The following is a 17,832-nucleotide window of genomic DNA, read 5'->3' as shown; positions in this document are numbered from 1 at the left end:
TTACTGATAGCCTCTGGCCTGCAACTGGAACAGTTCGGCATACCGTCCCTCCTGGGCTACTAATTCCTGGTGGCTGCCAATTTCCAGTAGCTGGCCACCTTCCAGCACCAAAATGCGGTCAGCCATGCGGACCGTCGAAAAGCGGTGGGAAATGATGACCGATGTTTTCCCTTCGGTCAGGCGGGCAAACCGCTGAAAGACTTCGTATTCCGCGCGGGCATCCAGGGCGGCGGTTGGCTCATCCAGAATAAGCATCTGCGAATCTCGCATGTACGCGCGACCCAGGGCCACTTTTTGCCATTCGCCCCCCGACAATTCGACGCCTTTGCCGAAGTTTCGGCCCAACTGCTGCTCATATCCGCCGGGTAATTTTGCAATTACCGTATCGGCCAGACTGCGCTGGGCGGAGGTTTCAATGCGGGGCTGATTGCTCCGCTCGTCGATATCACCCACCGCAATGTTCACACCCGCCGACATTTTGAACCGAACATAATCCTGAAAAATAACACTGATATTCCGACGCAAATCCAGCAAATCGTAGTCGCGAAGATCGTGGCCATCCAGTAAAATTCGCCCCTCGGCGGGATCATAAAGACGAGCCAGCAGCTTCACCAACGTGGTTTTTCCCGCACCATTTTCACCCACGAGCGCCAGTTTTTCTCCGGGATGCAAGGTAAAGTTCACGTTTCGCAACGCCCAGCGCTCGGAGTTTGTGTATTTAAAGCCAACATTCTCAAATACAAATCCTTCCTGAATTTTAGCGGGAAAAGGCAGCGGTTTGCTGGTCGAATGAATCAGCGGTTTAATCTCAAAAAAATCAAATAAGTCCTGCAAATAAACGGCTTCCTGGGTCAAGCTACTGAATTGCAGCAGAATCCCTTCCATCGACGAGCGCAGTTGCCGAAACGACCCCGCCAGAAACGTCAGATCACCCAGGGAAATCGTGCCGCCAATGGCCCGCGCCACAATCCAGACATAAGCCGCGTAATACCCAACTGTTCCCAGAACGGTAAGCAAGGTCCCCCATCCCGCCCGTCGAATGGACAAAGCGCGATTTTTCAGGTAGTATTCACCTGATAAGTGGCGAAAGCGGTCGATCAGGAAGCTCGATAAGCCGAAAATTTTCACTTCTTTGGCGGTTTCGTCGCTAGCTCCGATGAAGCGTAAGTAATCTAGTTCGCGCCGTTCGGGGGTCCAGCTGCGCGAGAGTGAGTAACTTTTCTGGTTAAAATAGTTATCGCCGAGGAAGGCCGGAATGACCGCCAGCAAAAGCAGGAGCAGCAACCACGGATTGTATACAACCAGACCGGCCCCCAGAAAACCAACCGAAATCAGCTCCTGCACCTGTCCGAAAACGCTGGATAGTAAAATCGACCGACCCGTAGTCTGCCGCCGGGCCCGCTCCAGTTTGTCATAGAAGGTAGCATCCTCAAATTGCTCCAGATCGAGCGTTGCCGCGTGCTCCATGAGGTCGATGGAAATCCGGTTTGTCACCAGATCACCCAATAAACCGTCGATCAGACTCGTCAAGCGACCTAGCGCGGTTGAGAGAAAAGCAAGTCCAAATTCGGCGGCCACCAGTACCCAAATCCACTGGGTATCACCTCCCTTTTGGGTAGACAGCAGCACTACCTCATCAATGATCAGTTTGCCTACGTATAGTGTTAGAGCCGGGATGGCGGCCCGAATCAGCCGAACGGCAGCATTACTGATGAACAGGCCGGGCGATGTTTTCCAAATGATGCGGAAAAAAGCGGGAAGATTACGCAGCGCCGCGAAACGGTCGCGCCAGTTTAATGAAGGATTGTTTTGCTCGGTGTTTTTTCGATTTGAAGATTCCGATTTTGACGGTTTTGACATACTATAAATACACGCGCGAAACCGAATTGGTTCTATTCAAAAAGGGCTACCTTGCCTGCAAAAAATCACCCTGAAAGTCAGCTTATATACGTAGCTGGGGGTGGCCTACCTCCGCATCAGCAGACCTAGAAAACGTTTTGTGCTCTAGAAGAAATAAGTGGGAATAAATAGTAAATTTATCCGGCCTCATTTTTTGCTTCTACAGCCAAAAATCACCGACCTAATCTGTCATTTTATTCAATTTTCCTTAATACCATGAAAAAGAAAGGTTTCTCCGCCGTCTTTGAACGATTTTCAACCTTGGTCACGAAAGCAACGGGCAGTTCAACAGCGTTTTTGCTGGCGTTACTAACGGTCATTATCTGGCTTATTACTGGTCCCATTTTTCATTATTCCGATACCTGGCAGCTGGTTATCAACACGGGTACGACCATCATTACGTTTCTCATGGTTTTTCTGATTCAGAAATCGCAGAATAAGGATTCTATGGCCATCCAACTAAAGCTAAATGAGCTCATTGCCTCTCAGGACGGGGCCAGCAATCGTTTGCTTAACATCGAGGATTTGTCGGAAGAAGAACTGATTACGTTGCACCGTTACTTTACCGTTCTGGTTGAGAAATCGAAGCAGGATCTAAAGCTTACGGCTTCGCACTCCATCGAGGAAGCCGAAGAACGTCACGAAGAAAAATTAGAAGATCAGCGCAAAGACAAAGTTCAGCCAAAGGCGGCTTAATGGATTACCAACTTTTGCTTAAATTCAGGCTTCCAAAGCTTTATCTCCCATGAAAAAACTCCCTTTCCTGCTGGGCCTTTGCCTGGCCTTTCTGAGTAGCTACGCCGATGAGCCAGTTGGGGTGCGCTTTTTCACCGGCCCGTGGAAGGACGTCCTGGCCGAAGCCAAGCGCCAAAACAAACCTATCTTTATCGATATCTACACCACCTGGTGCGGTCCCTGCAAACTCATGTCCAAAGAGGCTTTTCCAGACCCGAAAGTAGCGGAGAAGTTCAATGCGGGATTTGTGAGCTATAAAATTGATGCGGAAAAAGGCGAAGGCATCGGCCTGGCCAAAAAATACAACGTTGAAGGTTATCCCACGTCGCTGTTTGTTAGTGCCAACGGCGATTTAATCTACCGCACATTAGGCTACGGTGGGGTTAAAAAGATGTTGGAAGAAGCCGACAAGGCACTAGAAGCCGCAAAAGACCCGAAACCAATAGCGGTCTGGGAAAAGGAATACAACAGCGGCAAGCGAGATGCCACTTTCCTGGCGGGCTATCTGGCAAAGCGATCCAAAGCAGGACTACCCAGTGGCCCAATTCTGGACGAATATTTAAAAACAGTTCCCGAAGGCGAGTTAACGACACTTGATAACCTGACCATCATGGCTGGTACGGTGGCCTCAACCCGCTCCAAAGCATTCACGGTTTTGCAGGAGCAAATGCCTAAACTGAAGTCCTCGCCGATCGGAACGATGGCACTCCGCAACATGCAGACGGCGGTTTATAACGATCTCAAACAAGCGGCTGAAAACAAAGACGAACAACAGCTGGAAGAAGTAATTGCGCAGAATAAAAAGCTCGTTGTTCATTTCCGCCCGATGACGCCGGAAGCCGTTGACGAAATGGCTAACGAACACCGCATGAATTTTTATTTGAAAACCAAGGATACCGAAAAATTCAGCGCGTTGGCGAGTACGTATGCCGATGGAAAACTCATGACCCAATCGGTTGATGAACTGCGTAAAAAAGATGCGGCTAATTATCAGCGCTTTGAAGATGATATGGCAAAAAGGCCCGAAGCCGAGAAAAAAGGCGAAAATTTTGAGCGCCTGAAAGCGTTTATGAAATCCGCGGAATCAGGGCAGGTAGCCAATAAGCTCAACAGCCTCGCCTGGAATTATTACAACGGCGTAACCGATCCTAAACAACTTAACCAGGCGCTGGCCTGGTCGAAGCGGTCGTTGGATCTGGATGCCAAACCAGCGTTTATGGATACGTATGCGCACCTGCTTCACAAACTAGGCAAAAAAGCCGAAGCGACAAAAGTTCAGGAAGAAGCGATTGCCAAAGCTAAAGCAATAGGCGAAGATAGCACGCAGCTGGAAGAGGAACTGACAAAAATGAAAAGTGGCAAATAAGCCTTCGAGAACCGGATTTTAATCTGGTTCTTTGCATGGTCAAACCAGAAAATTAGTGTAATGACGATTAGCGGTTTTAGTTATATCCGTAACGGATTTGAATACCAGTATCCTTTCCTGCAATCCATTCAGTCTATTCTGCCCATCTGCGATGAATTTGTCATTGCCGTAGGCAATTCCAAAGATGGAACACGGGAAGCAATAGAAGCGCTTAACTCGCCAAAAATCAGAATAGTTGATACCGTTTGGGATGAGCAGTTACGCGTCGGTGGAAAAATTTTTGCTCAACAGTCTAACGTTGCTTTACGGGAATGCAAAGGTGACTGGCTGTTTCATATTCAGGCGGATGAGGTGATTCACGAAGCTGATTTGCCCGTCATTCTAAAAACCATTCAGGAGATTGATAAGAACCCTAAGATTGAGGGCTTGCTTCTGGCTTTTCTGAATTTCTACGGCAGTTATGACTACCTGAATAACACTCGTTATCAGCATAAAAAAGAGGTTCGCGCCTTTCGGAAAGGTCTGAATGTTTTCTCTTACCGAGACTCGCAAGGCTTCCGGAAATACCCATCCTGGGAAGCGTATCAGCAGGGGCACAAGGGCCAGAAACTAGCCGTCCACTATCTGGATAAGCCGGTTTATCACTATAGTTACGTACGCCCTCCCGAGCAGATGAACGAAAAGTCTAAGTTCTTTGAAACGTTCTGGCACGACGATACTTACATTGAGAAAGTATATACGAACAAAAAGGTTTATGACTACTACAACATCGAGCGCGTCAAGCGCTTTGAGGGAACGCACCCCGCCGTCATGCAGGAGGCCGTTCGGAATGGTAGTTATGACTTTGACCCTACGCGTATCAGTAAAAAGCTTCGTCTAAAAGACAAGATTGCTTATTGGATCGAGGACCGGCTACCCATTCGCATTGGCGAATATAAAAACTACCGCCTTATAGAACCCTGATCGCTTATCGGTGCGAGAACAGCAACGGGTTGGGTGTAAAGCGAAAAACAAGTTCATGAACGCTGCGCTGCGGGAAATTCGGATTTTCCGCAGTTCGGCTACTAATGGTGTACCCCACCCGGATATTTCGTGATAGTTCGTATTCCGCCATACCCATGACATAGCTTTGCGTTGCAATCAAGGAGCTGTTGTTTAAGCGGACCGATACGCCCAACCCCAGCTTTTGGTAAAACCAGGCCTTAGCGTTGAGGTCGATGCCAAGCGGCAGGTCAGTCTGCTGCGTAATCAGAATTGAAGGCAATAAAACCACGTTGTCGGCAGGCACCATCTGCCCTCCCACGTGAACGAACAAGGGACGGTTATAACGAATGGGGGAATTGCTACCGGACAAGGATAGTGGACGGTTTACTAGCTCAGGTTTGGAAACCCCCGCCCAGAAATTATCCGACTGGTAGTGTACCCCAACACCAACGCTCGGCAACGCCCGATTGAAGCCCATTCCGGTGCCCGGGTTATAGACCGGCAGAACATTGATTCCTCCCGAACCGCCAAACGATACTTTCCCCCCCGACGGAAGCTTGATGTGATAAGCCAGACTGCCGTAAATACCCGTATTGGAATAAGGACTCATCCGGTCATTCAGAGCCTGCAAACCCAGACCAAGCCCGCCTTGTGCCAGCGAACCATCCGCGCCAAAACTCTGCGTGACCGGAAAGCCCTGAACACCCAACCATTTGCGCCGAAAAATGCCCGTCATCGAAAAAACCTCCCGAACACCCGTATAAGCGGGGTTGATGGTTAACGGATTTGACAAATATTGCGCGTAAAGCACCTCCCGTTGCGCACGGGCGGGGGTAGCGATCAAGGCCAGTGAAAAAAGGCCGAACAGGTATAAAAATCCTTTTTTTATCACGATCATGGGTATAAAAACGAACAGCAAGACGAAAGTAAGGCAGTTTTGGCTAGGTTACATCGAAGTTCAACAAAAAAGCGAATCGCAAAACTGCCATTCGCTTTCTGACGTTAATCACAGACATAGTCTACGTTCACTTTTCTAACCAGAATGCATTAATGCGATTCGCCCGTCTGGACTGATTGCCGCCTTTTTTCAATACTCATCAACATACCGACCTCGCGCAAGTGCGGTGTTTTTTGCGTTAAAACTGGCTCTAAGGTTGGCGGCACCGATTTTTCTTTTTTCCGCTGGAAGCGATAAATATCATCATCAGCCCCACCCCGACGCCGGTTACTACAGAAATAGCCTTTGTGCTGCTGTCCGTCGGTAATAATGCCGAAATCATCTTTGGATGAGTTGATGGGAGCCCCCAGGTTCTGAATTTTTTCGACCACCGCATCGACCGTGAGCTGGGCGTAAAAAATATCCAGCTCCCCCAAACCAGGAAGCCCGTCGGATGAGAAATAAAGATTTCCTGATTCATCCAGAAACGGAAACATCTCGTTGCCTTTTGTATTGATTTTCTCGCCTAGATTTACCGGCTTCGACCAGCGTCCTTTTTCATACCGCGTTACGTATAAGTCAACTCCTCCGAATCCGCCGGGCATATCCGACGCAAAAATCATCATTTTATCGTCGGCGCTTAGTGTAGGATGTCCGCACGAATAGTCATCGCTGTTGAACGACAATTCCCGTTCTAGCTCCCAGTTTTTTGCACCGTTGCGAGCGGCGTAAATCTTTAACTTCGTAATGCCATCTTTGCTTCCCTTTGTTGAATTGCGGGTGAAATATACGCGGTTGAAATCCTTGGAAAAAGCAACGGGGCCTTCGTGGTATTTGGAGTTTAAGTTCGTACTGAACGGCTTGATTCCAGTAATGGGTTCCTCGATGTAGTTTAGGTTCTGAGGCTGACCAGCAGTACTGCTAAAGCCTACCGTCCGGGAATCATTCGCGGTTGAAGCCGTGTAATTATCCATACCTAATGGACGGATCAGCCGAGTTGGTAGGCTGTTCTCCTTTCGGGACGTTTGCGACGAACTATCACTCAAATCAAATGTTGAGCTTAGATTAGGAATTTGGTAAAGGTCCAGAAACGGCGTATTGTTCCAGCCAAAAACCCGCTTGAGTCCTCCCGCATTCGACCGACTTGAAACAAAGACCACACTATTTTTGTAGTAAGCCGGGCTAAATTCGGCGTTATCCGTATTAAAGGCGAGGGCTTCAATATGGTAATTGCTGGAATCCCGCGTTAGCGAGCTAACATCTTTATACAACTCAGCGAAGACTTTTGCCCGTTGATCATCACCCCGAAACCGCAGGTATTTTTCATAAGCTCCCTGCGATTCCCGGTATTTCCCGTTGCTGGCCAACGCCTGCGCAAAGTACAGATAAAGGTCTGCTTCTTCTTTGTTTATTGCCTGCTCAGTCAGTATCGTCTGGTATATACGTTCGGCACTTTCCATGTCGCGGATCTGCCGATAACTAGTTCCTAGTTTTCTCAGGATAGTTCCCCGCTCCGCTTCGGACAGCAACGAATTGGACAAAGCCTGCTCGTAAAGTTCGATGGCACGACCATACGCCATTTGCCCGAACTGGTGATCTGCCTGCTTAGCCAGCGACTGCGCATTCGCTTTTCCGGATAAGCTTAACAAGACCAGACCACCCCAAAAAATAGTGTATAGCTTCTTCATGCAACCTTAGAAGTAGCGTGGCGTCAGAATCTTGTTTTTGCCGTAACCGAACTCGTAGCGCAGCATAAATTCATGCGAATTCTGTCCGCCAACGGTTCGCAAGTTGTTTAGCATTCGGTCGTAAGCATAGCCTAGCCGTAGCTGATCCGACAACTGAATTTCGACAATTCCCACAATGGCGTCGTTGGTGCTGCCCCCGAACGTATTGAATTGATTGCGCCGGTATGAAACGCCGAGGCCAACCCGGTCGGCGATCCACAAATTTAGGTTGCCATCAAACCCAAGCGGCGAAGACTCCGCATACTTGGCCAGGATGGATGGTTTCAGCTTCAAGGAAGGTCCAAGGCCAATAACAAACCCGGCCATCGCATACGCATGGCGACGCTGTACCGCACGATTGGGGCCAGAATCGTAATCGCTAATTTTGTTTTTAATCAACTGCGGCACTGATACGCCAATATAGGACCGGTCGTTGCTCAGGTAAATACCCGTTCCGAAGTTTGGCAGCACTTTCGCAATATTCTGCGCAAAAGAGGGGTCGTTGGGGTTGCCAGTAGCCACTTCGGCCAGATTCCACCGTAGGCTGACCGCCCCGCCCTGCAAGCCCAGCGCCAGCGTTGAACGTTCGCCTACCTTGATCCGAAAGGCGTAACTGGCAAACGCCCCGGTTTCATTCCATTCGCCAATGCGGTCGTTGTAAAGTTGTAATCCTACCCCAACCCGCTCGCGATTGATGGGCATATCGATGGTAAAGGTAGCCGTTTGCGGAGCCCCTTCAATGCCCCCCCACTGGTTGCGGTAAAGGCCCGTCATGCTCAAGACATCCCGGCTACCGGCATAGGCCGGATTGAGCGCCATCAGGTTGAACATGTACTGCGAAAACATCTTATCCTGTTGCGCCTGCACTCGGCCACTGCCGATCAGCAGGGCCAGTAATAGCAGGGAGGTTCCAATTCCTCGAAGACTTCTGCGTGTCATTTTTATAGCTTTTAGCGGTTAATTGTCATGTATCTCACATACTTGCGGCCATCACTCAGGCGAACGACGTAGAAGTAAGTTCCATCCGGCACGCCGTTCGAGGTCGAGCCAACCAGCGCCCCGGTATTGGACTTCCCATCCCAATCATTCTCGTAATTATCGTTTTTGTAAACGGCATGTCCCCAACGGTTATATACTTCCAGGCTTACGGTTGCACCGTTGGTGTTCTGAATGATGAAGTAATCATTGATGCCATCGCCGTTCGGGGAGAAACCCTCCGGAATAAACAGGACATCACTTCCACTCGGAATAACCAGGGCTGTCGCTACGCTTTCGGTATCGTCCGTTGGGTTGCCATTTCCATTCAGGTCAGGCTCAACGCCTTCGGTTGAGGTATCCTGCACTTTCTGTGTTCCGGCCAATCCTTCGCCCACTACCGTATTTAGGTAAGGTGCCGAACGTCCATCTGTTCTAACCCGAACCGTGATGTAAACCGTATCGGTCTTACCAGCTGCCAGGCGGCTATCCAGGTTAAGAATCCGCGTATCGGAGTCACCATTGAACTGAGGATTTGGTACCAACTCACTGCCTGCGGATACAATTGGTGAACCCGCCATAACAAAGGAAGCACCCGTTGTTGCATTGAATACGTTTTGCGCCAGTGAATCACTCAGTTGTACGTTCGTCAACTCAATCTTGCTGTAGTTCTTTACAACAATCTGGTAGACCACCTTAAAGCTACCATCGCTCATGCGAGCCGTGTCCTTGACGGACAGAGCCACGCCGATATACGGTGTCGTTGATACGCCATTCAGGATGATTAGGGTCGCAAGGCTGTTGTTGCGAGGATCCAGGTCGTTGTCTGGATCAGGATCTGTACCCGATGTTGACGTATCGGCCACCATTACGCCATTTTCCGTATAAGCCAGACCTAACGCGCTGTTATTGAACTGCACTGAATCCGCATTCCGAACATCTACCCGCACAAGGAAAGACACCGTGCGGCTAGTTCGCTTCGGCAGCACACTTAACGAATCATTCAACAACCGAATGAATCCTCCACGTCCCGTATACGTGGTATCGGCCACTAGTCCCGGATCGGTTATGAGCGCAATACGATCTGACACAATTACAGCACCGTGTTTTTCGAAGGTCTCCGACAGGTTATCCTCTACCTGAACTCGTTTCAGATCTGTCGCACCCATGTTTGTGAGTTTGATCGTGTATGGGATATCGTAGACTCCTTCGCTTACTTCAATAGGCAGCCCTACCGACTTAGCCACACCCAACATGGAAGCAGGCAAATCGAAGCGAACTGGCGTTTTGACACTTCCTACCGGCTCGGGATCAATGCCGTTATTTGACACATCGGTTACCAGCGTATCGTTATAAAGGCCAGTTCCGATAACCTGGGTGTAGATAGCTCCTGTAAGTCCATTTGGTTGAATCCGCACGCTTACCAATACACTATCTGTACCGCCCGCTGGCAAATGGCTAGAGGGTAGCAAAATGGTTGGGTTGCTGTCTCCATTGTAATCAGGATTGGGGATTAGCGAACTACCTGCGGCTACCGTTGGCGCCCCAGCCACAGTAAAGCCTGCCGGAGCCGTGATCGACTTAGACAAGGAATCACTTAACTGAACATTGGTCAGATTGGCCGCTCCAAAATTCTTGACGGTAATTTTGTACGTGACCAGATAGCTGCTATCCAGTTCCATGGCCATGTTGACCACCGACAGCGCGACACCCAGTTGCGATTTCGTCATTGATCCGTTCAGTTTGATGGCCGTTGGCGTATCATCGTTGTAAGGATTACCGTCGCCATCCGCATCCGCCACTTCACCTTCAGTAGACACATCGCTAACGGAAATGGTATCCAATTTTGCCGTCAGTTTTGCCTGGTTATAGAACGTCATCAGCGAATCGCTGGTGGAAGCCATATGAACGCTAACCGTCAGAGTAAAGCTCTCCGTTTTCCCTGCTTCTACGCGGCTTGTCGTATCCAGCAGTTGAACGTTACCAGCCATGCCGTTGTAAGTGTTGTTGAGTTTCAGGCTGGTTCCCTGGTTGGCTAAATCGATGGCAGTAACCATGTGCGGCGCAAAGACTTTGCTTAAATCATCCGTTACCTGCACTCCCTTCGCCTCTTTAGGACTATAATTTGTCACATTGAAGACGAAGCCAAAGGTGTAATTCCCATCCGACTGCTTGATGGGCTCCAGCGCTTTTTTCGCCAAACCAACATACATCGGAACGACCGCTGTTGTATCCCGAATGGTTACACTTGCCCGGTTGTTCGTTGTGTCAGGGTCAATCTGATCCAGGTAGGTTATCGATACGTCATTCTTCAGCTCGCCTCGTTTACGAACCCGCGTTTTGTAGAAATATTCACGAATTTCTCCCGGTGCTAGCGATGTAGATAAGGCGACCAGATTGCCCGACGGATTCTTAACGCAATTTCCTTCCGATTCCAGTTCCAGCCCATTAGGCAGTACGTCTACAAAATCTACGTTCGTTGCGGAGCAAGTCCCTTTGTTTCCAACTTTGATGGTATACGTAACCACTTCGCCCACTTTTGGGTAGAGCTTGTCGGCGGTCTTCGCAATATATACATCAGGTCGGCAACTGTCGGCAGCGCAATTGAAGATGTTCACCTTCACCGGGCTACCCGTGCTATAGCAACAATTATTACTCCGCTCAAAGATGTAATAGGTTCCCTGTCCTACCGAATCAGGGCGTAAAACAACGGGCGAGGTAGGTGAAGGTCCGGCGTGGAATTCAAACACTCCACCTTCCGTGCGTGGCTGACTGGTAATTAACTTCAGCAAATTCACCGTTTTACCTGGGCAGTCGTTCCGTGCCAGGCTCGGCACTTGTGGCGGCAGAATTGGCGCACCAATAGAAATCCGCACGGTATCCGATTTCACTGACGTACACCCTTCCGCATCGACCAACTGAACCGAATAAATTCCGCTTGTTTTGGCCTGAATGCTTTGGGTAGTAGCGCCGGTACTCCAAAGATACTTGTAGCCATCCGGGTAAGCCTTTAGTAAAATCGAATCGCCAGCACAAAGCGTTGGGCTATTCTGCATCAGGATTGCTGGTTTCATCGCTACCCCTTTGATGGTCAACTTCATCGACGATTTGGCCGCCTGGCAGGAACCGCTGGCATCCGGATCGTTGGTTGTCAATGTCAAGGTTACAAATCCGGTCTTGACATCCTCCTGAGACGGAATGTACGTGGCATTGACCAAAAGCGCGTTATCGAACGTACCCGTACCGCTGGTTGTCCAGACCGAGCTGGTGGCTGCTCCGCCTATTTTTCCGCTTAGTTTGTATTCCTTAGCCGCGCAAATGGTCGCATCTGTACCGGATACTGCCGTAGCTGGATTAGTGGTGCATGATGGACCACTATTGCAATCGGTCACCTGCACATGAATAATTCCGGCCTCGCTATGACAACCACTAGCTGATTTTTCAAAGACATAGTACATTCCAGATCCAACCGCCGACGGGTTGCCCACCACTGCCGAACTGACCGAATTTTCTGTGTGGAACTCAAACCGACCACCCACCGATGGCTGGCTAGTTACCGCTGCATTCAGATCTACAGTATTAAATGGACAAGCATTTGTTTTAGCAATTGTTACTGGTTTAGAAAGCGGAGGATTAACCAAAATAACTGCTCCGTTCGAAGGCGCGCTCAGGCAGTTGGCAGCCGTCCGGCAAACAGCCGTGTACGTTGTCGAACTCGTCGGTGAAACAATAATCTGATTACCCATTGCACCCGTTGACCAGACAACCGAGCCGCCGTCGCAGGCACTGGCCGTCAAGGTAACGGAGGCTCCCAGACAGATTGTGTTGACCGAGGCCGAAACGGTCGGCGCATTCGGTGTGCCTACTCTGATGGTAAAGCCCGGCGAAGGAGCACTGGCACATGCGCTGGATTCGCACTTGGCCCAGTAATCTGTGTTGTTGGCAGGCTGTACGGTAATGCTTGAACCTGTTGCGCCCGTTGACCAGATGACGGTTCCAGCACAGCCCAGCGCTGTTAAGGTGGTGGTATCACCCGGACAAATCATGGGTTTGGTGGCTACTACGGTCGGCGCATAGATCTCGGTTACGTCAACGCTGATCGGAGCCGATGCTTCGCTGCTGCACAACTCATCCCGCTTGCAGACAGCCGTAAATTGAGTCAGCGCCTGAATGTCGTTTACCGTAATGCTGGTTCCCGTCATCCCGTTTGACCACACTACCGTTGCACCCGTACTGCATGCTGTAGCGGTTAAGGTCACCGAACCACCCCGGCACACGGTCAAGGCCGATGCGCTCGTTATCGGAGCCACTAAATCACAATCGCCTTTTTTCCGCAGCTCAATAACAGTCGGATTACTCAAGCAACCATGTTTACGGCATTGGGCATAATAGCTAGTTGAGGCCGTTGGTGCTACAACGATGCTGGATCCTGTTGCTCCCGTAGACCAGATGATTTGCCCACCTTCGCAACCCACAGCCGTTAGTGTTACCGTTTCACCTTCGTCAAACTCAGTTTTTGACGCGGTTACTATAGGGGCCGCCGGTTCGCCTACAACGACGGTATACGACGGCGAAGGATCACTGGTACAAACAGCCCCTTTACAGACTACTGTATATTCCGTGGTTACGGTTGGCGATACAACAATGCTGGTAGACGTTGCGCCATTAGACCACAACAGCGTTCCTGTACAGCCACTGGCCATTAGGGGCACGCTGTCTCCCGGACAGATTTCATTCTTTGAGCAATTGCACCCGTAGATTTTTGGCGTCGGCGGTGTATTAACCACAATTTTGACAACCGATGGCTGGCTGTTGCACTGCGCCCCCATTTTGCAGGCAGCATAGTAGTCTGTCGTAGCCGTTGGTGATACAACAATGCTTGATCCCGATTCGCCCGTTGACCAGACAATTGTTCCCGCAGCGCAGCCGGAAGCCGTCAGCGTAACATTTGTTCCTTTGCAGATGGCCGTTGTCGAAGCGACAACCGTTGGTTTGGGTGCCGCGCTATTATTGACGTTAACCGCAATGGTATTGGAAGCCGGACTAGTGCAGGAACCTATTTTACAGTTCGCAAAATAATTCGTTGTTTTTCCAGGCATGTCGGCGATGCTGGCACCGATCATCCCGTTCGACCAAATTACGGTTCCGTTGCAGCCTTCAGCGGTGAGTGTAACTTTCTCGCCTGCACAGATTAACGTATTGGTTGTTTTAATAAGTGGTGTAGACGGATTGACAACAACCAGTTGAACCGGGTTCGACATCTCGCTGTTGCACGTACCTACCTTGCAATACGCAGAATAACTGATGTTTGTCGTAGGGTTTACAGACAAGCTTGTTCCCGACGCTCCTGTTGACCAAATGACGGTACCGGCACAATTGGTTGCAGTTAACAGAACATTACCACCTACACAAACTGTATCGGCATTGGCAACAACAGTGGGTATATCAGGCTTCGTCACGGTAATGGCATAATCGCCTGACCGTGGGCTTACGCATGTACCCGATTTGCAAACTACCGAATAGGTGGTTGTCGCAAGCGGCGACACCGAAATACTAGCCGTTGTTTCACCTGTTGACCATACTGGCGTACCTGAACAGTTGGCTACAGTTAAAGTGGCGGCTCCGCCCGGACATATCGCCTGAGTTGAACTAATAATCCGCGGTGTTGCTGGTGGCCCGATATAAATGGTTACTTTCTCGGATGGGTTACTGATGCAATTTCCTAGTCGGCAATTGGCGTAATAGGTTGTTGCTGCAGTCGGTGAAACCAGAATACTCGCACCTGTTACGCCCGTTGACCAGATAATTTTCCCGTCGCAGCCCGTTGCTGTCAGCCGGACTTGGCCACCCACACAGATCGTGTCTGTCTCTGCGGTCACTACGGGCGGCTGCGGGTCATTGACATAAATTGTTTCTGTATTTGATTCTGGACTAAGGCAATTCCCCACCTGGCATTTTGCCGTATAGGTTGTCGTTGCCGTTGGTGTAATCAGGATACTGGCACCGGTTTTTCCATTCGACCAGATAACTGTTCCGGCGCAATTGGCCGCGTGCAATTTGACTTCATCGCCAAGACAAATGTGCGTTACGGCGCAGGTAACCACCGGAGGACTTACATTCAGATCACAATCGCTGCCGGTGTCACAGGCTTTGACCAGCACCGAAGCCGTCACGGCCGTGGCGCTGCACCCCTGAGCATCACGCACCTCCACCGTGTATGACCCCGTAGCCAGACTGCTGGCTGAAGGCACACTCGCACTAGCCCCACTGGCCACAAAACCGTTGGGACCCCGCCACCCATACTGATAGGGAGCTACGCCCCCACTGACCTCGGCCACTAAACCTAAGCTGCTGCCCACACACACGCTGGCACTGCTAGCCCGAGCGGTCACCGCCAGCTGACAAGGCTCGCCCGAGGGACAGGTGGTAGAAGTGATGCTGGTAACAGCACTGGCTGAACACCCCCCCGGCGTGCTGACCACCACACGGTAGCTGCCCCCGGCCAGGGCCTGGGCGTTGGTGAGGCTGGGTTGGGCCAGGGAGCTGCTAAAGCCATTGGGTCCCTGCCAGGCGTAGCTGTAGCCGCCGCTGGGGGTGATGGTGGCTGCCAGCGTGATGGTGCCTTCCTGACACAGCACGCCGTTCACTGTAGAAGTGATACTAACCTGAGGAGAGGCATTGACTATAACTGTGGTAGTGGCGGCACCGCTACAGCCGGTTACTCCACCTACAACTACTGAATAATTTCCAGCTTGGGCACTTGTTACATTTGTTAAAACGGGACTTTGCTGAGTCGATTGAAAGCCATTAGGCCCGCTCCACAAATAGCTACTGGCGCCTGCCGTTGCCGATAACTGCACGCTGCCGCCAACGCAGGCAGGTCCATTGTTTGAAGCCAACGGTTGACTGCCCACTGTCACACTAGTGGAAGCTACGACTGTGCAACCCATGGCATCCGAGACGACCACGCTGTAACTACCCGCGTGGGTGCTGTTTGCAGCTGCAATGGTTGGTTCTTTTTCAGACGAGGTAAATCCGTTAGGACCTTGCCAGCTATATTGATACGAACTGGCATTTCCTGCAACAACGGCTGTTAACGTCAAGGGACTGCCTGTGCAAACGGGCGACGCCTGTATACTAACTGTAGGTTTAGGATAGACCGTAATGCCCACCAAAGCACTAGCACTACAACCCGTATTATCCGTAAGTGTAATTTTATACGTACCACTATTCTGAACGTTGCTTACCACCGCCACCTTCGACGTGGAGCTGAATCCATCTGGTCCGGTCCAAAGATATTGTTGCGCTGATATTGGACTAATTAACGAAACATTCAACGTAATGCTTCCCCCAATGCAGATAGCCGTTGTTGATGCCGAAGCACTGATGGTAGGTTGCGGCTTGACTACTGCTTCCGCAACTGCCGTTCCACTGCATCCATTAGGACCTGTAACCGCCAGGCTGTAGCTTCCAGCCATACTTACTGTAGCGTTCGGTATAGTTACGGTTGGCTGGGTCGAGCTAAAACCATTGGGACCTCGCCATAAATAACTGTTGTAGCTTCCATTAGCCGTTAGCACCAACGTGTTACCCACACAAATCGATGTTGAACTGATTTGCGGATTGCAATCGCTGCCGGTGTCACACGCTTTGACCAGCACCGAAGCCGTCACGGCCGTGGCGCTGCACCCCTGAGCATCACGCACCTCCACCGTGTATGACCCCGTAGCCAGACTGCTGGCTGAAGGCACACTCGCACTAGCCCCACTGGCCACAAAACCGTTAGGACCCCGCCACCCATACTGATAGGGAGCTACGCCCCCACTGACCTCGGCCACTAAACCTAAGCTGCTGCCCACACACACGCTGGCACTGCTAGCCCGAGCGGTCACCGCCAGCTGACAAGGCTCGCCCGAGGGACAGGTGGTAGAAGTGATGCTGGTAACAGCACTGGCTGAACACCCCCCCGGCGTGCTGACCACGACTCGGTAGCTGCCTCCGGCCAGGGCCTGGGCGTTGGTGAGGCTGGGTTGGGCCAGGGAGCTGCTAAAGCCATTGGGTCCCTGCCAGGCGTAGCTGTAGCCGCCGCTGGGGGTGATGGAGGCTGCCAGCGTGATGGTACCTTGCTGACACAGCACGCCGTTCACCGTGGGGCTGATGCTTACTTGAGGCAAGGCATTGACCGTTACAGGTACTGCGGTCCGTTCACTGAGGCAACCCGCAGCGGTAACTGCTTCAGCATAATAGGTGGTAGAACTTCCCGGCAATGCGGTTACGCTTGTACCACTAGTCACTGTGGCAAAAGGCGTTCCCCCTGAGCTTACCGTATACCAACGAATTGTATTTCCTGGTGATGTGGCATTCAATGTGGCAACACTGCCCGCACAGATTGTTGCGCTTTGTGCAGTAATTAAAACTGGATTCAGGCAAGGGCCCGCCACTACCTCGATGGGGCAACAACCGTTGGCTGGGCATTGTCCGCTCGAGGTTACAAACGTGTAAATACCGGGTGCTTTTATCAGTAAAGTCTCACCCGAAGCAACCGCCGTATCAGACGGATATTGGGCCGTAATAGGTTGCCCATTCCGTGACCATTGCGTTCCTGTAAAATTACTGGGAATAGACGCCCTAAACTCATCACCCGGATTCCAGATAATAGGAACGGAGAAGCAGGCTGACCCATAATCATCTTCGGAGATCTTCCAGTTATTTGGCTGTGAATCCAGGTCGCTGCCCTGGGCGGCAATGACTTCAGCAGCGGCAAAATAAACGCCCTCTTGTTCTACTTTCGCCTTTATTTCCAATACTGCCGAATCGCCCGGAGCAATTGTTCCAACGTTCCATTTACCGGACATAGCCCCGAAAGCGAGCGAGCCGCCGCCCCGTAAAACAGTTTGCGTAGTAAACCGCGCACCGCCTGCCAGCAAGCTATCCTGAACGATAATACCATTGGCTGCAACGCCTCCATCATTGCCAACTACAAGCGTAAAAGTAATTATATCGCCTATCTTGGGTTTTTGTGTGCTTATTTTTTTGTACAAGTAAACGTCTGAAGAAGCAGTTGGTGAACTTTGAGCTAGTCCATTCGAGCAGAATATCAGATATAACAGACAAAACTTGATTAACGCAAGTGCCCCTTTTTTAGCAGCAAATAGGGATCTTACATAGCTCATCAATCGCTTAGCCAAACAAATGTAGAAAGCTAATTT

At 50.7% G+C, this 17,832-nt stretch carries 8 protein-coding genes; 3 read left to right on the top strand and 5 right to left on the bottom strand.

What is annotated here, in order from left to right; all coding sequences use genetic code 11:
- Entirely contained in the window at positions 1 to 1,860 is a 1,860-nt protein-coding gene (locus tag L0Y31_RS11185) for an ABC transporter ATP-binding protein (protein ID WP_234733148.1), read from the bottom strand.
- Positions 1,861 to 2,115: 255 nt separating this feature from the next.
- On the opposite strand from L0Y31_RS11185, the gene L0Y31_RS11180 reads away from it, so the two are divergent.
- Genes L0Y31_RS11180 through L0Y31_RS11170 form a run of 3 tightly spaced genes read left to right on the top strand, consistent with a single transcriptional unit; the run spans position 2,116 to position 4,963 of the window.
- A complete protein-coding gene (locus L0Y31_RS11180; protein ID WP_234733147.1) occupies positions 2,116 to 2,595 on the top strand; it encodes a low affinity iron permease family protein in 480 nt (159 codons plus the stop codon).
- Positions 2,596 to 2,644: 49 nt separating this feature from the next.
- Positions 2,645 to 4,000, top strand: coding sequence for a thioredoxin family protein (locus L0Y31_RS11175; RefSeq protein ID WP_234733146.1), 1,356 nt, complete (start codon positions 2,645 to 2,647; stop codon positions 3,998 to 4,000).
- Positions 4,001 to 4,060: 60 nt separating this feature from the next.
- Positions 4,061 to 4,963 carry a glycosyltransferase gene (locus L0Y31_RS11170; RefSeq protein WP_234733145.1) on the top strand — a complete coding sequence of 301 codons (903 nt, stop codon included), beginning with the start codon at positions 4,061 to 4,063 and terminating at the stop codon, positions 4,961 to 4,963.
- Between the two features lie 4 nt (positions 4,964 to 4,967).
- Here L0Y31_RS11170 and L0Y31_RS11165 read toward each other — a convergent pair whose 3' ends face one another.
- From L0Y31_RS11165 to L0Y31_RS11150, 4 genes are all read right to left on the bottom strand, one after another.
- Complete coding sequence (locus L0Y31_RS11165) at positions 4,968 to 5,882, bottom strand: PorP/SprF family type IX secretion system membrane protein (protein ID WP_234733144.1); 915 nt, start codon at positions 5,880 to 5,882, stop codon at positions 4,968 to 4,970.
- A gap of 149 nt (positions 5,883 to 6,031) precedes the next feature.
- Complete coding sequence (locus tag L0Y31_RS11160; protein ID WP_234733143.1) at positions 6,032 to 7,609, bottom strand: tetratricopeptide repeat protein; 1,578 nt, start codon at positions 7,607 to 7,609, stop codon at positions 6,032 to 6,034.
- 6 nt (positions 7,610 to 7,615) lie between these two features.
- Positions 7,616 to 8,587, bottom strand: coding sequence for a PorP/SprF family type IX secretion system membrane protein (locus tag L0Y31_RS11155; RefSeq protein ID WP_234733142.1), 972 nt, complete (start codon positions 8,585 to 8,587; stop codon positions 7,616 to 7,618).
- Positions 8,588 to 8,598: 11 nt separating this feature from the next.
- On the bottom strand, positions 8,599 to 17,664 hold the full coding sequence (locus tag L0Y31_RS11150) for an Ig-like domain-containing protein (RefSeq protein WP_234733141.1): 9,066 nt from the start codon (positions 17,662 to 17,664) through the stop codon (positions 8,599 to 8,601).
- Between the last annotated feature and the right edge of the window lie 168 nt (positions 17,665 to 17,832).

This window comes from Tellurirhabdus bombi, from assembly GCF_021484805.1.
Classification (GTDB): domain Bacteria; phylum Bacteroidota; class Bacteroidia; order Cytophagales; family Spirosomataceae; genus Tellurirhabdus; species Tellurirhabdus bombi.
Note: the sequence above shows the minus strand (reverse complement) of the source record. Positions and strands in the feature narration are given on the sequence as shown.